General features: G+C 64.1%; 13 protein-coding genes and 1 pseudogene. 9 read left to right on the top strand and 5 right to left on the bottom strand.

From position 1 onward, the window contains the following. Positions 1-128: 128 nt before the first annotated feature. From ACFJIU_RS22500 to ACFJIU_RS22485, 4 genes are all read left to right on the top strand, one after another. Positions 129-4,202 (top strand): Pls/PosA family non-ribosomal peptide synthetase, encoded by a 4,074-nt coding sequence (locus ACFJIU_RS22500; RefSeq protein WP_379063694.1) that lies wholly within the window; start codon positions 129-131, stop codon positions 4,200-4,202. Beyond that, positions 4,202-4,660 carry a GNAT family N-acetyltransferase gene (locus ACFJIU_RS22495; protein ID WP_379063693.1) on the top strand — a complete coding sequence of 153 codons (459 nt, stop codon included), beginning with the start codon at positions 4,202-4,204 and terminating at the stop codon, positions 4,658-4,660. Before ACFJIU_RS22500 ends, ACFJIU_RS22495 begins: the two co-directional genes overlap by 1 nt. A gap of 17 nt (positions 4,661-4,677) precedes the next feature. Beyond that, complete coding sequence (locus tag ACFJIU_RS22490) at positions 4,678-5,328, top strand: 4'-phosphopantetheinyl transferase (protein ID WP_379063691.1); 651 nt, start codon at positions 4,678-4,680, stop codon at positions 5,326-5,328. Between the two features lie 368 nt (positions 5,329-5,696). Next, positions 5,697-5,999 (top strand): hypothetical protein, encoded by a 303-nt coding sequence (locus tag ACFJIU_RS22485; protein ID WP_379063689.1) that lies wholly within the window; start codon positions 5,697-5,699, stop codon positions 5,997-5,999. A 114-nt stretch (positions 6,000-6,113) separates the two neighbouring features. On the opposite strand, the gene ACFJIU_RS22480 is transcribed toward ACFJIU_RS22485, so the two are convergent. Further along, positions 6,114-6,296: a hypothetical protein gene (locus ACFJIU_RS22480; RefSeq protein WP_379063687.1), complete on the bottom strand. Its 183-nt coding sequence runs from the start codon at positions 6,294-6,296 to the stop codon at positions 6,114-6,116. 101 nt (positions 6,297-6,397) lie between these two features. Then, the gene (locus tag ACFJIU_RS22475; protein WP_379063685.1) at positions 6,398-6,751 is read right to left on the bottom strand and encodes a VOC family protein; all 354 of its coding nucleotides are present in this window, start codon (positions 6,749-6,751) and stop codon (positions 6,398-6,400) included. 387 nt (positions 6,752-7,138) lie between these two features. Between ACFJIU_RS22475 and ACFJIU_RS22470 the strand changes: the two genes are divergently transcribed. Both ACFJIU_RS22470 and ACFJIU_RS22465 read left to right on the top strand, forming a co-directional pair. Then, positions 7,139-10,246: a putative Ig domain-containing protein gene (locus ACFJIU_RS22470; protein WP_379063683.1), complete on the top strand. Its 3,108-nt coding sequence runs from the start codon at positions 7,139-7,141 to the stop codon at positions 10,244-10,246. Positions 10,247-10,452: 206 nt separating this feature from the next. After that, positions 10,453-10,662, top strand: coding sequence for a hypothetical protein (locus ACFJIU_RS22465; RefSeq protein ID WP_379063681.1), 210 nt, complete (start codon positions 10,453-10,455; stop codon positions 10,660-10,662). Here ACFJIU_RS22465 and ACFJIU_RS22460 read toward each other — a convergent pair. The 3 genes and pseudogenes from ACFJIU_RS22460 to ACFJIU_RS22450 form a co-directional block, all read right to left on the bottom strand. Continuing rightward, positions 10,659-12,211 (bottom strand): annotated as a pseudogene (locus ACFJIU_RS22460) (EAL domain-containing protein). The gene ACFJIU_RS22465 and the pseudogene ACFJIU_RS22460 overlap by 4 nt on opposite strands. Positions 12,212-12,400: 189 nt before the next feature. Further along, on the bottom strand, positions 12,401-13,660 hold the full coding sequence (locus ACFJIU_RS22455; protein WP_379063679.1) for an NAD(P)/FAD-dependent oxidoreductase: 1,260 nt from the start codon (positions 13,658-13,660) through the stop codon (positions 12,401-12,403). Positions 13,661-13,736: 76 nt separating this feature from the next. Then, positions 13,737-14,660, bottom strand: coding sequence for a hypothetical protein (locus ACFJIU_RS22450; RefSeq protein WP_379063677.1), 924 nt, complete (start codon positions 14,658-14,660; stop codon positions 13,737-13,739). A 504-nt stretch (positions 14,661-15,164) separates the two neighbouring features. On the opposite strand from ACFJIU_RS22450, the gene ACFJIU_RS22445 reads away from it, so the two are divergent. From ACFJIU_RS22445 to ACFJIU_RS22435, 3 genes are all read left to right on the top strand, one after another. Continuing rightward, positions 15,165-15,581 (top strand): DoxX family protein, encoded by a 417-nt coding sequence (locus ACFJIU_RS22445; RefSeq protein WP_379063675.1) that lies wholly within the window; start codon positions 15,165-15,167, stop codon positions 15,579-15,581. 207 nt (positions 15,582-15,788) lie between these two features. Next, complete coding sequence (locus ACFJIU_RS22440; protein WP_379063673.1) at positions 15,789-16,463, top strand: mechanosensitive ion channel family protein; 675 nt, start codon at positions 15,789-15,791, stop codon at positions 16,461-16,463. A gap of 179 nt (positions 16,464-16,642) precedes the next feature. Then, on the top strand, positions 16,643-17,164 hold the full coding sequence (locus ACFJIU_RS22435; protein WP_379063671.1) for a DUF982 domain-containing protein: 522 nt from the start codon (positions 16,643-16,645) through the stop codon (positions 17,162-17,164). The last annotated feature ends 28 nt before the right edge of the window (positions 17,165-17,192 follow it).

Here is a 17,192-nt window from a genome sequence, read left to right as displayed (position 1 = left end):
CCGGCCGCAATCCACAGGCAGAATTGCCTTCGGTTCCGGGTGTCATAGTTGTAATGGCAACAACCGGCTAAGGCATTTTTCCGAGCGCGATCCCGCGTGAACCTCAGGCCCGAAACGTCGATATCCAAATGTCCAGTGAAGCAGTCAAGGCACCTCGCAAACCTCGCACAGCCAGGAAGGCCGAGGCTCCGGAAGGGCCGCCGCCGGCCAGACAGCTGCTGATCGGTCCGGATTTCGTCCGCAAGGGCAAGCCGGATGAGCGGCTCGACCAGTTTTTCGCCGAACTCGCCGGCCGGTTCGACAGCGCGCCTGCGGTGATCTCCGACGGCCGGGTCTGGTCCTATCGCGAGATGGACAACCGTGCCAACCAGTTCGCCCATCTGCTGATCGAACGCGGCATCAGGCCGGGAGACCGGGTCGGGCTGCTGCTGGACCGGTCCGCCGAGACCTATGTCGCCATCCTGGCGGTGCTGAAGGCCGGTGCGGCCTTCGTGCCGCTGGCCACCGCCTTCCCGGTGGAGCGCATGGCGATGATCATCGAGGACGCCTCGGTGTCGCTGGTCATCAGCGTCTCGGCCTATGCGGCGCGCGTCGAAAAACTGCCGGTTCCGCACATCTCCATCGATTCCGCCGCCTCGGAGATCGCGCTGAAGCCGGAAACGCTACCCTCGCGGGCGCCTTCGCGGCAGGGCGTTCAGGATCACACCTGCTACATCCTCTACACCTCCGGTACCACCGGCAAGCCGAAGGGCGTGGTCGTCACCCATCAGAGCTTCTGCAACTTCATCCGCGTCGCCGCGGCCTCCTATGGCTACAAGCCCAGCGACCGCATCTACCAGGGCATGACGATTGCTTTCGACTTCTCGTCGGAAGAGATCTGGGTGGCGTTTGCCGCCGGCGCCACGGTGGTTCCGGCACCAGGCCAGCAGCCGCTCGTCGGCGAGGAACTCGCCGACTTCCTGCGCCTCCATCACATCACCTGCATGGCCTGCAGCCCGACGCTGCTGTCGTCGGTCGAAAGCGATGTGCCGAGCCTGCGCGCCATCCTGGTCGGCGGCGAGGCCTGTTCGCAGAAGCTGGTGAACCGCTGGGCAGCACCCGGCCGCCAGATCCTCAACACCTATGGCCCGACCGAGGCGACCGTCACCGCCACCATGGCCTATCTCAAGCCGGATGAGCCGGTGACCATCGGCGTGCCGCTGCCGACCTATTCCATCGCCATCCTCGACCCGGAAAAACCGCGTCTGCTCACCGGCGACGAACTGGGTGAGATCTGCATCGGCGGCATGGGCGTCGCCGTCGGCTATCTCAACCGGCCGGAACTGACCGAGCAGAAGTTCATCGAGGACTTCATCGGCCTGCCCAACAATCCGAGCGGGCGCATCTACCGCACCGGCGACCTCGGCCGCATCAACGACAAGGGCGAGATCGAATATCGCGGCCGCATCGACACCCAGGTCAAGATCCGCGGCTACCGCATCGAACTGGGCGAGATCGAGGCCGTGCTGCTCGACCAGCCCGGCATCGGCCAGGCGGCGGTGACCACATGGGAGATCGAGCCGGAGCGCACCGAGCTCGTCGCCTATTTCGCGCCCAAGAGCGATGTCGTCGAGATCGACCGCACGTTGCTCGCGCAGGAGCTGAAGCGGCGCCTGCCCGACTATATGGTGCCGGCCTATCTGGAGCGCCTTGACGCGATCCCGATGACGGTCTCCAACAAGGCCGATCTGCGCAAGCTGCCGAAGCCGACCAGCGTTCGCGTCACCGCCGGCAATGCGATGGTCGACTACCGTAACGACGACGAGAAGTTCCTCGCCGAGACGCTGGCCGATGTCCTGAAGTTCGAAGGCGTCTCGATCGAGGATCATTTCTTCGACGATCTCGGCGCCAACTCGCTGCTCATGGCCCGTTTCTGTGCCCGCGTCCGTGGCAGGCCGGACTGGTCGACCGCCTCGATGCGCGACATCTACCTGCATCCCACGGTTGCCAAGCTGGCGGATCACCTGCGCGCGCCGGCGGAAGTGGCGGTCGCGGCCAACGAGCCGATGCTCACCCACAAGGCCACCAACCTGCAGTACTGGGGCACCGGCTTCCTGCAGCTCGTCTTCTATGCCGCCTACAGCTACCTGTCGCTGTGGGCCTTCAACGACGGCCTCGACTGGGTCTATGACGCGCTCGACGATCCGGTCACGCTTTACATGCGCTGCGTGATCCTGTCGGCCGGCATGTTCTTTGGCCTGACCGGCGCGGCCGTTGTCCTGAAATGGGTGCTGGTCGGCCGCTGGAAGGCGGAAACCTTCCCGATCTGGGGCTGGCGCTACTATCGCTTCTGGGTCGTCAAGACGCTGATCCGCACCGCCCCGGTGGTGCTGTTCCGCGGCAGCCCGCTCTACAGCCTCTATCTGCGCCTGCTCGGCGCGCGCCTCGGCGACCGCACCGTCATCGAGTGCCGTTCCGTGCCGGTCTGCACCGATCTCATCACCATCGGCGACAACACCATCCTGCGCAAGGAATCCAGCGTGCTCGGCTTCCGCGCCCAGGCCGGCTACATCCATACCGGGCCGGTTCATATCGGCGACAACGCCTTTGTCGGCGTCGGCTCCACGCTCGACATCGACACCCGCATGGAGTCCGGCTCCCAGCTCGGCCATGCCTCGTCGCTGCATCGCGGCCAGGCGATCCCGGCCGGTGAACACTGGCACGGCTCGCCGGCCATTCCCACGACCGCCGACTATTCGCCCATTTCCAACGTGCCGATCTCCAGCGCGCGCCGGGTCATCTACGAGCTGATCCAGCTCGTCATCCTGTTCACCATCGTCACGCCGTTCCCGCTGCTGTTCCACACCTTCTGGGAAAACGTCAGCGACGACTATCAGGAGACCATCGGCATCGTTGCCATCGGCACCACGGTCACGGTCGCCGGTTTCATCGTCGGCGGCGTGCTGCTGGCGGCCCTCCTGCCACGCCTGTTCAACCTGTTCCTGAAGCCGGGGCGCAACTACTCGCTCTACGGCTTCCATTACTGGCTGCAGTCGATGCTGGAGATGGTCAGCAACGTGCGCCTGCTCAACACGCTGTTCGGCGATTCATCGGCGATCGTCTATTATCTGCGCGCCATCGGCTGGAAGCTGAACAAGGTCGAGCAGACCGGCTCCAACTTCGGCACCAACCAGCGCCATGAAAACCCGCAGTTGAGCGAGATCGGCTCGGAGACCATGGTGTCCGACGGCCTGTTCATGATCAACATGCAGAAGTCGGCCAACTCGTTCCGCCTCGAACATACAAGGGTCGGCGATCGCAACTTCTTCGGCAACAACATCATCTACTCGCCGGATTCGCGCACCGGCTACAACGTGCTGCTCGGCACCAAGGTGCATGTGCCGGTCGATGGGCCGGTCCGCGAGAATGTCGGCCTGCTCGGCTCGCCGCCCTTCGAGATCCCGCGCATCGTCAACCGCGACAAGGAACTGCTCGGGCTGATCTCCGACGAGGAACGCAAGCGCCGCCTGCCGCTCAAGAACCTGCACAATGGCATATCGGCACTGCTGTTCGTGTTCTCGCAATGGCTGATCCTGTTCCTGACGCTGGCGATCTGGGACCGGGCGCTGAACTACTACACCGAATGGGGCCAGACGGCGCTGTTCGTGGCGGTGTTCCTCACCTCGGCGATCGCCATCCCGTTCTACATCTTCCTGGAGCGCATCAGCCTCGGCTTCCGGCGCCTGAAGCCGCGCATGGCGACGATCTACGATCCGATCTTCTGGCGCCATGAACGCCATTGGAAGCTGTCGGATTCGCCTATCATGCGCCTGTTCGCCGGTACGCCTTTCAAGCCGCTCATCATGCGTGCGGTCGGCGTCAAGGTCGGCAAGCGGCTTTATGACGGCGGCTCCATCATCACCGAGCGCTCGCTGGTCGAGATCGGCGACGACGTCACGCTCAACGAAAGCTGCGTGATCCAGGCGCACTCGCTGGAGGAAGGCGCCTTCAAGTCCGACTACATCCGCATCGGCAACGGCTGCACGCTGGCGCCGGCCGCCTTCGTGCACTACGCCGTGGTGATGGGCGAAGGCTCGGTCGCCGACGTCGACTGCTTCGTCATGAAGGGCGAGGTGCTGGAGCCCAACACCGTCTGGCGCGGAAACCCGGCCAAGCTGCACGGCATCGTCACGCCGATCGTCGAGCAGAAGGTCCGCGCCTGATGGGCACCGGCAAGGCGTCTTCGGTGGTGCTGGAGCCGGTCACCGACCGGAACCGCCGGGCGATCCTTGCCCTCGAACTGCTGCCCGGCCAGCAGGACTTCGTCGCTTCAAACGCCGACTCGCTGGAGGAGGCCGGCGAGGACAGCGATGCGGTTCCGCGCGCGGTCGTGGCCGATGGCCGTGTCGTCGGCTTCCTGATGTACGATGCTTCCAACGACGACGAGGCAAACATCTATCGCTTCATGATCGATCGCCGCGAGCAGGGAAGGGGTCTCGGCCGCGCCGGCATCGCGGCGGCGCTCGGCGAAATCGCCGGCCTGGCGCATGTGCGCAAGGTCTCGATCTGCTACGAGCCCGCCAACACAGGGGCGCGGCGGCTCTACGCGTCGTTCGGCTTCGTCGAGCAGGGACTGGACGAGGATGGCGAAATGATCGCCGAGCTCGACCTTCGCCGCTAGGCCGTGAGCGCGGCATCATGATTGCCGGACCGGTTTCTCAGCACCAGGCCAGCACATTGGAACAGGCGCTGGCAATGCTCGCGCCACCCGGCCTGCTTGTCGGCTGCCGCCGCATAGAGACGGGCGACGCAAGCCATATCCTGCCTGCTGAAAGCGCAACGATCCTGTCCAGGACGACGGCCGCTCGCGACGCCAGCGGTGCCGGCCGATTGCTGGCCCGCCGGCTGCTGCGGCAACTGGGACATCCCGGCGTTGCGATTGCGCGCGGCAAGACAGGCGAGCCGGTCTGGCCGGCCGGCGTGGTGGGGTCTATCGCCCATGATGCCGACTTCGCGATAGCCGTTGTCGCGCGCAGCCAAACCATGCGCGGTGTTGGCGTCGACATCGAGCCAACGCTGCCCTTGCCGCCGGAGCTCGAGCCTGTTGTCCTGAACCCGCGCGACCGGCTGGACGGCTGCGATGCGGCCATCGCCGGCAAGATCGCTTTCGCGGCCAAGGAAGCAGCCTACAAGGCGAGTTTCCCGCTTGATGGCAGGGTACTCGGCTTCGAGGATATAGCGCTTGATCTTGCGGCGGGTTTGGCCACGCTTTCAAATGGCAGGCATATCGAGGTGAGGATATCGACGTCGTCGCATTTGCTGGCCCTGGCGTTTGTTCCTTTCGCCTGAACTGCCGAACCGCCACGCAAGGGTCAAACCGACCCGATGCGGAATGAGGGAACGCACCGGGCCGGCTGGGTGATACCGATGTGGGAAGATCATCGGTATCCTTCAAACAGATGATGCCGCCCGGCGTTCCCAAAAGTGTTCGCGATAAAAAAGCCGCCCAGAAGAACTGGACGGCGCAGTTGGGAGCACTTCAATGAAGTGTCTGTCTCAACGGGCTCTTGCCGCGGCGGGTTCAAAGATTCTGGAGATCGATCGCGGCCGATACGCCACAATCACCTGCCCGCCTGCCATTCAGACCCGCTGATCGGTTTTTCGGAACATCGGATCCCTGCCGGCAGTTCTCTCTGGGAGACCCGAGGAGATACGCCATGGCCGACCCGAAAAAACCGCCTCCCGATATACCGGACGTGCCCGATCCCGATCTGCCGCCCCCTGCGCCCGAGCCGCAGCCCCGACCGGATGAGGAGCCGCAACGCGGGCCGGTAGAGCAGCCTGAGCCGCTGCCACAGGAAATCCCGATGCCCGATCCCGATGAGGTGAAGGAAATCCCGCCGCTTGCTCAGACACGGCCCGGCCCGACACATCCGGTACCGCCATCGCCCGATCCGGGTCCGCCAACGCCACCCGGGCCGCTGCCGGACCCTGCGCCGGGACCGATACCGACCCGTTGAAGCTGCAGGGGCTGTGGAGGCCCCCGGGGTCGGCAAGAAGCCGATTGAACGAAGGCCAAACGAACGAAAGGAATGAACGGCCGGCGGCAGCGGCCGCCGGTGAAACCCGAGGCTTCACGGCTCGTTGGCGATTTCCTCCCGCCGATCGATAGGGACATCGCGCTTCAGCAGTTCACCCAGCACATGCGCCGATTCCCGCAGCAGCCAGTCGACATCGGTCGGCTTCAGCTTGTCCTGGTGGTCGATGGCATCCATCAAGGTGACAAGCAGCTCGACGCCTTTCTGATGGAGTTGCATGCCGGCCCTCGATTGCTTGATATTTCCGCGGCCGGACCAGAACAGCTTCCCCGATTCTAACAAGCACCCAATGGGCTGCAGCTGGGTTGCGCGGCGCCGACCTATCCCTGCTTCTGCACGACGCAGAACGTATTTCCGTCCGGATCGGCAAGCACCGTATAGTCCGCGCCTTCCGGATAGCGCCAGCCCACCCGCTGCGCGCCAAGCGACAGCAGCCGCTCGACCTCGGCTTCCTGGTCGGATGCGTAGAGATCGAGATGATGGCGCTGGTGCGTGGTAGCATCCGAGGAGACGACGGTGATCGCCATCTGCTGGCCTTGCCCTTCGGCCGGCACGAGGATGGCCCAGTCCGGCGACGGCTCCCGCAACGGCTTGTAGTTCAGTGCGGCGCACCAGAATGCGATGGCGCGCGGCACATCGCGCACGCCCCAGACGATCGACCCGATCCTGAGCATGGCTTCCTCCGCGGTTCCATCTGTTCGATATATGCGATCCCGACGATAGGACATCGCGGCCTCGTGGTCAGCCAGGACGTCCGAACGCAGCGATTTGCCGTGCTTCAGCACGTGAGCGCGTGTTTCGAAGTCGCTCTGACATAGGATCGGTTCGCCCCTCGGTCGGTCGACGCAGCGGTTTTGACGAGGCTGGCGCCGTAGCGAAACCGCCTCCGTCAACCAATCGATCGCTGGATCCTTCGTTGCAAAAACCTGGATCGCCGCCAGCCATCGAACCCGCGCCGACGTCGAAATACGGCATCTGCCGTATTTATCGCGCTCGTCTCGCGATGCAGAGGAGTTCGACAGGCCTTTCCATGGGGCGTCCGAACGGTGGCGAGGGATTCGATGAGGCAGTGGGGCATCGATCGGGGGATCGCGCTTTTCGGTCTGGCAAGCATCGTCAGCTTTGTGTTGATGGCTCTTATGTCGGCGGCGTTAGCAGCTTCGACGACGACGAGCCTGATCGTCTCGCCCGAGCGGGCGATGCCCGGACAAACTGTCACGCTGATGGCAACCGTTATGCCGGTGATCTTTAGCGGCGGTCCATGGCCGACGGGCAAGGTAAGGTTCCTCGCCGACGGAGCGCTGCTCGGAGAGGTGGATCTCGCCGGCAGCATGGTCGCCATATCACCGTATTTTACAGCTCCGCCACCAGGTCTGGTTTCCCTGAAGGCGGAATATTCGGGCGATGGCATCTATGCCAGCAGCAATGCGTCTCACACTCTTGCCGTCAAAGCGTTCCTGATCACGACTCCCACTTTGCGCGACGGTGTCGCCGGGGAACCATACAACCAGGGCATCGCCGTCGGCGGCGGCTCCGGGAATTACACATTCTCGATGACGGGCGGACCTGCAGGCCTGAACCTTTCTGCGGCTGGTGTCCTGTCCGGAACGCCAGTTCAAACCGGCAGCTTCAGCATTGCCGTCACGGCGAAGGACAACGCTTCCGGAGATTCCGACAGCCGAAGCTTTATCGTGCGGATCGGCGCCCCGACCATTTCGATCCACCAGTCAACCTTGCCCACGCCTGTCTTGGGCACGGCCTACAGCCAGTTCTTGACCGCGGCCGGCGGGGTTGGGCCGTATATCTATTCGATATCGAGTGGTGCCCTGCCGGCTGGCCTGCAACTTTCCACGGAAGGCAAAATCGAGGGAACGCCTACGGAAGCCGGCGATTTTTCCTTCACCATCGTCGCGACGGACAATTCGACAGGTGCCGGCGCTCCATTTGCCGGCAGCCAAAGCTATTCGCTGAAAATCACTGCACCGACGATAACCATTGCGCCATCCGCGCTGTCGAGGGCAACGGCCGGCACATCCTACAACCAGACCTTGACCGCTTCGGGCGGAACCGCGCCGTATGGCTACGATATCGGTAGCGGGCAGGTCTTGCCCAAGGGCCTGTTCCTGGCGCCGGACGGAACGCTCGGGGGGACAGCCACTGAAACGGGTATGTTCAGTTTCGATGTCGTGGTGAAGGACAGGTACGGCTCCCCTGCGACGCGGAACTACACACTCACGGTTGGCAGCTCTCCGATTACGGGCGTTCTGCCGAACACCCTGACTGAAGCCATGGCGGGCACCCCCTACAATCAGGCTTTCACCGCGTCTGGCGGGCTCGCGCCCTACACCTTCTCCCGTGCCCTCGGCAGCTCGCCACCGCCGGGGCTGAAAGTCAGTGCCGACGGCATACTGTCGGGCACGCCGACCAAGGCCGGCCATTATGCCTTCTCGATCGTTGCCAGGGATTCGGGCACGTCGTCGTGGATTCAGCGGCTCACGCTGGTCGTGAAGATGCCGACGATTGCGATCACGCCGGACACGCTACCGAACGCCACGGGCGGCAGCGCCTATGACCAGCCGCTGAGCGCCACCGGCGGTGGCGCCCCCTACAGCTTCGCCGTCAGCGACGGCGCCTTGCCGGTCGGGCTCTCCTTGAAGGCGGATGGCAGGCTGTCGGGCACGCCGGGCGTAGCGGGCAGCTTCGCCTTCACAGTGAAAGTGACCGATGCCAACAGCTACGCGGCTACCCAGGCTTATACGCTCACCGTCTCCGCGCCGCTTCCTGTCGCGAAGGACATCAGCGTGGACCTGCTGGCCGGGACCTCGGCCAGGGCAAACCTGACCTCCGGTGCCGTCGGCGGACCATTCACGGCAGCGGCCATCGTTGCGGCACCCGCCGCGGCCAGCGGTATGGCCCGCGTCGATGCCAACAGCGACGGCTACGATCTGGTGTTCGAATCGGCCGCGACCGCCTCCGGCGCAGTGGCGGTCTCCTACACGCTGTCGAACAGATGGGGCGTTTCAGTGCCCGCCACCGTCACCTTTAACATCGCCGCCCGGCCCGATCCGGCGCAGGACCCGGAAGTGACTGGCCTCATCGCGGCGCAGATGGAAGCGGCCAGCCGTCTCGCCGCGTCGCAGACCCGCAATTTCAACGGACGTCTGGAACAGTTGCACGACGAGGGCCAGCGGCACGCCAATTCGGTCGGCATCCAGCTTGGCCTCGCCAACGGCGCGAAGAAACCGCTGGGCTATACCGGAGATGAGCGCGACCGGCAGCAATCCGTATTCATGCAAGGATTCCCGATGGACAGGCTCGACGGCAAGCAAGGCGATATGCAGAACGCCATGGCGTTCTGGGCTGGCGGTTTCATCAATTTCGGCCAGCGCGACGGTGCCATCGACATCAGGCAGACGCTGGCCGGCATCAGCGGTGGTGTCGACTACCGCTTCTCGCCCCGCTTTGTCGGCGGCGTCGGTTTTGGCTATGGCCGCGACAGCGCCGATATCGGCGACAAAGGTACCCGCAGCGAAGCCAGTGCGCTCAGCGTCGCCGCCTATGGCAGCTATAGCCCGCTCGCCAATGTCTTCATTGATGGTTTGCTGGGCTACAGCCGGCTCGATTTCGAAAGCCGCCGGTTCGTGACGCCCACAGGCGACTTTGCCACCGGTGGCCGCGACGGCCAGCAGCTGTTCGGCTCGCTCACGACCGCCTACGAACACCAGCGGGACGGCTGGCTGCTGTCGCCTTACGGCCGGCTCGAAGCGTCGTGGTCCCGGCTCGATAGTTACACTGAAATCAGCGCGGGGTCATTCAGTCTCGTCTATGGCGAACAGTCGCTGACGACGCTCGCCGGGGTGCTTGGCCTGCGTGCGCAATATGCCGTGGCGACGACATGGGGCGTGTTCACTCCGAAGGCGCGCCTGGAATACACGCATGACTTCAGTGGTTCGAGCCGCGCCAGCGTGGGTTACGCCGACCTCGGCAATGGGCTGCCTTACGGTTTCGATGTCGAGGGCTCGGTCAAGGATCGTCTCGGCATCGGGCTAGGCTTCGATGCCGGCCTCGACAATGGTTGGCTGCTCGGTTTGGACTACAGCACGGCACTCGCTGGCAGCGGCAGCGGGGAGGATCACACCGTCGCGGTCCGGATCGGCTCACGCTGGTAAAGGTTGGCTGGCAAGCTGCGCGCCATGTTTCCCGGGAACTTGCAGCTGTCGAACCGGAAAATTTCAACCGGCCGCCGATGGCGCATTGGGCCATCCGGCGTATGCGAAAGTTGGAAAAGCCGTGGCGATGTCTCACAAATCACATATTTAGATGACATGCCCGCCGCGGTTCATCGGGGCATTCATCTGTTTGCGAGGGCTGACACTTGCCTATCCGACAAAAGCTTGAAGACGCCGCGGTCCTTTTGCCCGATGAGGTCGACCTGCTGATGAAGGTCTTTGCGGCGACTGCGGTTGACGGCGAAACCGACGATGACAAGGAGAAACGGGCTTCGCGCATCATCGCGAACTATCAGCTCGGCATTCGCGACGAGAAGGAACTGATCGAGCTCTCGCGCCGCCCCCTTGGTCGTTAGGCACTTCGCGGCAAAGGCGTCGCTCCGCCGACTCCGCCGGCAGGATGCCGGCCCTCGGGACGCTGGATGACTTCCGGCGCCGACCCCTTCGCCCGCTGACGGTTCTGGTAGAATTCGATGAATTCGGCCTTGGGCAGAGGCCTTGAGAACAGCCAGCCCTGCGCGTAGTGCACGCCGCGCTGCGCCAGGTAGTCGGCCTGCTCCTGCCGCTCGACACCCTCCGCAACGATGAACAGGTCCAGCGTTTTCGCGATGTCGATGATGTGGGCGTGATCGCGCTGGTGGCGGCGTCCGTGCCGATGATGTCGACGAAGGACTTGTCGATCTTCAAGGCATCGAGCGGCAGATCCTGCAGATATTGCAGGCTCGAATAGCCGGTGCCGAAGTCGTCGATGGCGACCGAGTGGCCCGACTGTCTCGCCTTTTCCAGCGTGGCGCGGGCCTGTACCGCGTTCATGAAGCCGCGTTCCGTCGCTTCCAGCCAGAGTTGCTGCGGATGAACGTCATTGGCGTCCAGCAGCCTGGCCATGAAGGGCAGCACACGGCCGGAGCGGATGTCGTCGGCGGCAAGGTTGATGGCGATGTGCAATGAGCGATCGGCGGCGAGGATGTCTTTCAGTTCGGTCACCGCCATCTCGATGACCTGCTGCGTGATGGCCTCGATCAGCCCGTTCTCTTCGGCCAGGGGAATGAATATATCCGGCCGTACGGTTTCGCCATTGCTGCGCCGCCAGCGCACCAATGTCTCGGCGCCGACGCATATGCCGCTCTTCAGTTCGATGATCGGCTGGTAGTGGACGATGAACTCGCGGCGTCGGATCGCCGTCGTCAGCTCGCCGAGCAGGGACAGGCGTCGCCGTGACAGCCACACGACGAGGCCGACCATCAGCAGCGACGTGGCGGCACCCGCTGGCAGGAGCCGCTTCAGATCGTTGCCGAGGTCGCGAAAGACGTCGACCTTCGGCGCGGTAGCGACAACTGTCCAGTCCCGATCCTGCGCGGTGTCATGCAGGAAAGGGCCGGTTGGCGTCATGCCGGCAGCCAGCTTGAGGACCAGTTGCTGGTCCGGGTCGTGCAGGGTGCCGACCACCTCTGTCGTGCCGGCCAGGACGGCGAGTTTCGTATCCTTGCCTGCCGGGATGTCGACGAAGCGCGCGGGGTTGGTCAGCGCGACATAGGCGCCGGCGTGGAAGCCCATCTGAGGGGTACCGCCGCTGATGGCGGGGTGAAGACTGGCCGTCACGCCGATGCCGTTGCTCATGGTGATGTCGACGGGTGAGCGGGCCACAGAAATTGCCGGCTTCCCCCATGAGCTGCACTGAAGGGTGCCGTTGTCGAAATAGCCGACGTCCTCGACGGAACGCGTGTTGACGACGATCCGGCGCAATGCCTCGACATGTGCCGGCGAGCAGGCGGGTTCCGTCAGCTGTTTTGCCTGCTCCAGCGCATCGGTGGCGTCCGCGAACGTCGCCTGGGTGCGCGCCAGCGCGTAGCCGGCGAGATCGGAAAGCTGCGTCAGCCGGCGGGTCTCGACGATCCTCCACGACATGTAGAACGTCGCCAGGATCGGAAGCACGCCCGCCAGGATGGCGAGGCAGCTGGCAATGGTGATGATGCGGGACCGGCCCAATGCGGCTCCTCTAAAGGTGCTGGCATTCGCTTGTCGCGCGTTCCGACCGCGGAACGCCGATCCGCCCTCTGTACATCAGCATCCTTGAATGAAAGGTATCCGTCCGGCTCAGCCGACGAGCTTGCCTGCCATGTCCGTCAGCCGGCGCATCATGCTGGTCCGGTCAAACGCGAACAGCCTTGTGTCGCCATCCTCGCCGCCTGCGATCGCCGTGGCGATCAGCTCCGACGCGATTTGCGAATAGGTGATGCCGTTGCCGCCATAGCCTTGCGCCGCGAAGATGCCCGGATAACCGGGCAGTTCGCCGATATAGGGCAAGCCGGTGGTCGTGGTCCCGAACGAGCCGGTCCAGGCGAATTCCGCCCTCGTATCCAGTTGCGGGAACAGGGCTTTCAGTTTGCCCGACAGCATACGCGCCTTGTCCGCCAGCAGGCTGTCCCGGCTCTGCTCGTCGGCGAAATCCTCGTCTTCGCCGCCGCATATCACGCGTCCGTCGGCGGTCGCGCGCATGTAAAGATACGGATCGGATGCCTCCCAGATCATGGCCCCGCCCGGCCAGAGCTTTCCCTTCTGTGGTTTCGTCGCGATGGCATAGGTGGAGATGATGGAATGTGTGTCTGAAGGCACCATATCCAGCAACTCGTAACCGGTGGCCAGCACGACATGCCTTGCCGCAATCGAAGGGCCGTCGCGGGTTTCCACACCGACCCCGTCGGATTCGGGTGCAAGCGCGATGACCTCCACCGGTGCGTAGAAGCGCGCCTTTCTTTCGAGCGTTTTTTTCAGCAGGCCGGCGGTGAGCTTGCGCGGATCAAGGGCGAGATTGTCCTGGCTCAGGATCGCGCCTTTACGCGCGATGCCGAATGTTTCCTTGAGGACCGTCGGCGTGAGATAAGTGGCGCGGATACCGATGCCGGCTCTGACCTCGGCTTCCTCGCGCAACTCCGTCGGATCAAGTACATCTCCCGCCAGATACAGGGATGCCGCCGTCATCATGTCGCAGCGGATGCCGAGTTCGCGGATGCGACCCCGAAGATTGGTCACGGCGAGCCGCGAACGGCGCCATGCCTGCGCAGCGTCGGCTTGTCCGATCTGCCGGCCGAGCTCGGAAAGCGGTTGATCGATCTCGAACTGCACCAGCGCGGTGGTCGCTGGCGTCGAGCCCAGCATGATGCCACGTCGGTCGACGCCAATGACGGACAGACCTTGCGCGGTGAGCGCTTCGGCGATCATCGCGCCGCTGATGCCGAGCCCTACCACCAGCACGTCGCATTTGACGTCCCGTGCCAGCCTTTGCGTCGGCACGCGCGGCGCGCGATAGGCGTTCCACACGGGAATGCCTGTGCGCAGATCCAGCTTGCGCTGCATTCAGAAACCCAACGTCATGAGGAACATCACAGGAAAATGGGGGCCCCGGCGTTCAAGCCGAGGCCCGCGCGACGACCTATCGGGATGTCACCAGATAGGCGGCCTCCTCATCGTCGCGCTGTCTGCCGCCGAGTGCTGCCGCCGCACTGGCGATGAAAGCGCCGAGTACCAGAGACAACGCGCTGATCAGCGCAAAAGTCGCGCCGGCCTTGCGTGCCGTGTCGGCCGCCTGCTGCGCGCTGGCCTTGGCCTGGTCCACCTTGGCAAGCACGGCATCGACGCGTGCGGTCGCATCAGCTTCGGAAAGGCCGGTGCGGGCAGCGACGAGCTTGCCGAGATAGGCCTTGTCGTCAGCGGAGATTTCGCCGGCGGCCGCGCTGGCAACGAGGATACGGGAGGCCTGCGCGGCCGCGGCCGCATCGCCTTCTGCTCCAGGCGCTGCAGGCCGCGAGGCATCCGCCGGACGGAACAACGCGTCTACGAAATAGGATGTGGCGCCGCTGTCGGCGGACGTGCTCGATGCAGCTCCGGCGGAAGCGCCGACCGCCGCGCCCGAGGCCACGGTCGATACGGCCTGGACCCCTGTGCCGATGGCCGAGGAAACCGCCGCGCCAAGCACGAACACCACCAGCAGCGTCGCCAGCGCCCAGGTCATGAAGCCGTGCGCGGTGTCGCGGAAGAAGGTCTCGTCGGTGTGGATGCCGACCCACTTCGCGCGCAGGCGTCCGGTCAGGTAGCCGCCGAGCCCGGATGACAGCCACTGCACGACGACGAGCCAGACCGCGGTGGACACGGCGAAAGTCGTCACACTGGTGCTCTCGTTCGACCATGGCGAAACCATGGTCAGGCCGAGACCCGAACCGAGCAGCATCAGGATCAAGGTGAGCGTCGAAGCGGCGAGCGCGCCGGCAATGATCGCGCCCCAGCTGACGGCGGAAGACGACGACTCGGTTGCGACGGCGACGTCGGTGGCCGGAACGTCTGTGGTCAGAATGGTCATGATGTCCTCCTATCGCACGAAGAGGGCCAGAAGGATGATGATCGGAATCGGCACGCCCAGCAGCCAGAGTAGAATTCCGCGACCCATGATTGTCTCCCGTAAACCCTGAACGCCGATGGAGAAGACCATCGGTATTCAGGAAACCGTCTGCCGACACAGCCGTTCCAAAAATGTCGGCATGCGGGCTGGCAAACGGACTGGGTCGCAATCGCCGCACCGGCCGTGCCGGGGCAATTTCCGGAACGGTGGCGGTGAATGATGCGTTGGCTGCTGGAGACACATCTCGACCAGGTCATCGATTTGACGCGCGATTTCCTGGGGCGCGTGCATGGGTAGGGGCCAGGCGCGCCTCCATCCGCATCGCCTCAGGAACAGCTGCGCTCCACTGGAGGCAGGATATCGCCTCACTCCCCGTTCAAGACAAATTGTCTGGCCGGCGAGGGGAATAATCGTGCGGCTTTCGGTGTCTCCTCATACACAGGGCGTGGAGACCAGGGCCGGTCGATGGATGGAAGCCACATGGACGAGATGGACGACTTCACGCTGCTGATCGGGCGCTGCCTGCTCGCCTTCCTGTTCCTGGTTTCCGGCCTGCAGAAATTCTGGAACATCCCCGATCTGGCCGCCTATCTCGACGGTCTCGGCCTGCCAGCGCCGACCACACTGACCTGGCTGATGGCGCTGTGCGAAATCATCGGCGGTCTGGCTTTGGTGATCGGTTTCCAGATCCGCGCGATCAGCATCCTGTTCGCCACCTGGTGCGTGGTCACCGCCGTCGTCGTCCACATCCACGAACCTTCCGTCCTGATGAAGAACCTGGCGCTTGCCGGTGGCTTCCTGGTTCTGGCCGGTTCCGGTCCGGGCGGGATTTCTTATTATGGAAACTGGCCCGAGCGGCACGTTCGGAGTACCAGTGCCTGAGGTCGAAGGGCCTCTTCGGTTGAAGCGACATCGCCACGCGGCGCCTGGAGCTTTTCGGTTTTTCGCGGCAACATGAAAACGCTGACTTTACGAATTCCGGACGGAAAACAGCCACACACTTTTCCTCGAATTGCTCTGATCCGATGCAACCTTCCCGGCATTCTGCCCTTGTCGGAAGGGGGCACCACTCAGCCTAGGGAGTGCCTTGTGAACGATGACGTGATTCCTGGGGTCTCGACGGCCTGGCTCATTTCCAATCTCTGGTCCGTGCTCGTCGCCATCCTGGTGCTGGCCGCCGGCTGGTTCATCGCCAGGATCGTTTCCCGCTATGCCACGGTCCTGCTGTCGCGCAGCGTCCAGCAGGACCAGACCATCGTGCCGATCGTCGGCCAGTCGATCCACTACGCCATCATGGCGGTGACGATCATCGTCGTGCTTGGCCAGTTTGGTGTGCAGACGGCGTCGATCCTGGCGGTGCTGGGTGCTGCCGGTCTGGCCGTCGCCCTGGCGCTGCAGGGCACCTTGTCGAATATCGCCGCCGGCATCATGCTGGTGTTCCTGCGCCCCTTCAACACCGGCGACTTCATCGATGCCGACGGCATTGTCGGCACGATCGTCGAGGTCGGCCTGTTCTCCGCGCAGCTGAGGACGCGCGACGGCGTCTACATCTTCGTGCCGAACTCCAAGCTGTCGAACGCCAGGATCCTCAACTACACGCGCGAGCCTTCGCGAATGGTGGAGATCACCTTCAACGTGCCGCGCAACGCCGATCTCGACATCGTCCGATCAAAGGTGTCGCCTGCGCTCGAAACCGAATTCTCGCCGCCCGGCGCCAGGCCGAAATCCTGGTCGAAACGCTCGGCGATACCAGTATCTCGATGACGGCCAGGGTGCCCGTGAGAAGCAGCGACTGGTGGATGGCACGCTCGGTGCTGCAGGAGAAGCTGAAGACGTCGCTGGATGCGTTGAATGGCTAGGCCCGGCTCCGGCCAGGCAATCATGCAACCTCGCCGCGCCGGCTGCGTTGACCTCTTGTCGCCACAGCATTGGGAGGAACTTTCATGCAGAAAGGATGGTTCGACAGACCGATCCCCGTCATCGTCGGTACGGTGAGGACGGTTCACCGGGTTTCCAATGCCCGCGACGCCGCGCATCTGCTCATCAATCGCTGGCCCCGGCAGGGGACTGCGACCCATGTCCACGCCAGAACGGTATGCCTGGCCGTGCTGCATGGCGAACTGCAGCCGAATGCCGCCCGCGAGGCTTTCGCCGAGGCGGCACGGGAAGCCGAAGTCCTCGCCAAGGTGACCGTGGACATCAGCGACGCCATGGATGGCGGCTTGCCCTTCGACGTTCCGGTGCGGATCAGGACGGGAATCTCGGGCGACTCCTCTCGGCTTGTGACGTCCGTGCAGGGCGCGGCCGATGTGCTTATCGACTGGCCGCAGTCGCGGCGCGGTGCCGCCTATCATGCGACGCGCGACATCGTCGAGGGTGCCATCGACGGCCAGACCACGCCGGCCGAGGCGCGGGAGGCTTTCGCCGCCCTTTCCGACGACGAGCGGATATTGCTGGAGGATTGATTAGGAGCCTGTCGGATTAGCGCTGAGG

It is taken from the genome of Mesorhizobium sp. UC74_2, from assembly GCF_042701485.1.
Lineage (GTDB): Bacteria > Pseudomonadota > Alphaproteobacteria > Rhizobiales > Rhizobiaceae > Mesorhizobium.
The sequence above is the reverse complement of the archived record's forward strand: the minus strand, read 5'-3'. Positions and strand labels throughout refer to the sequence as shown.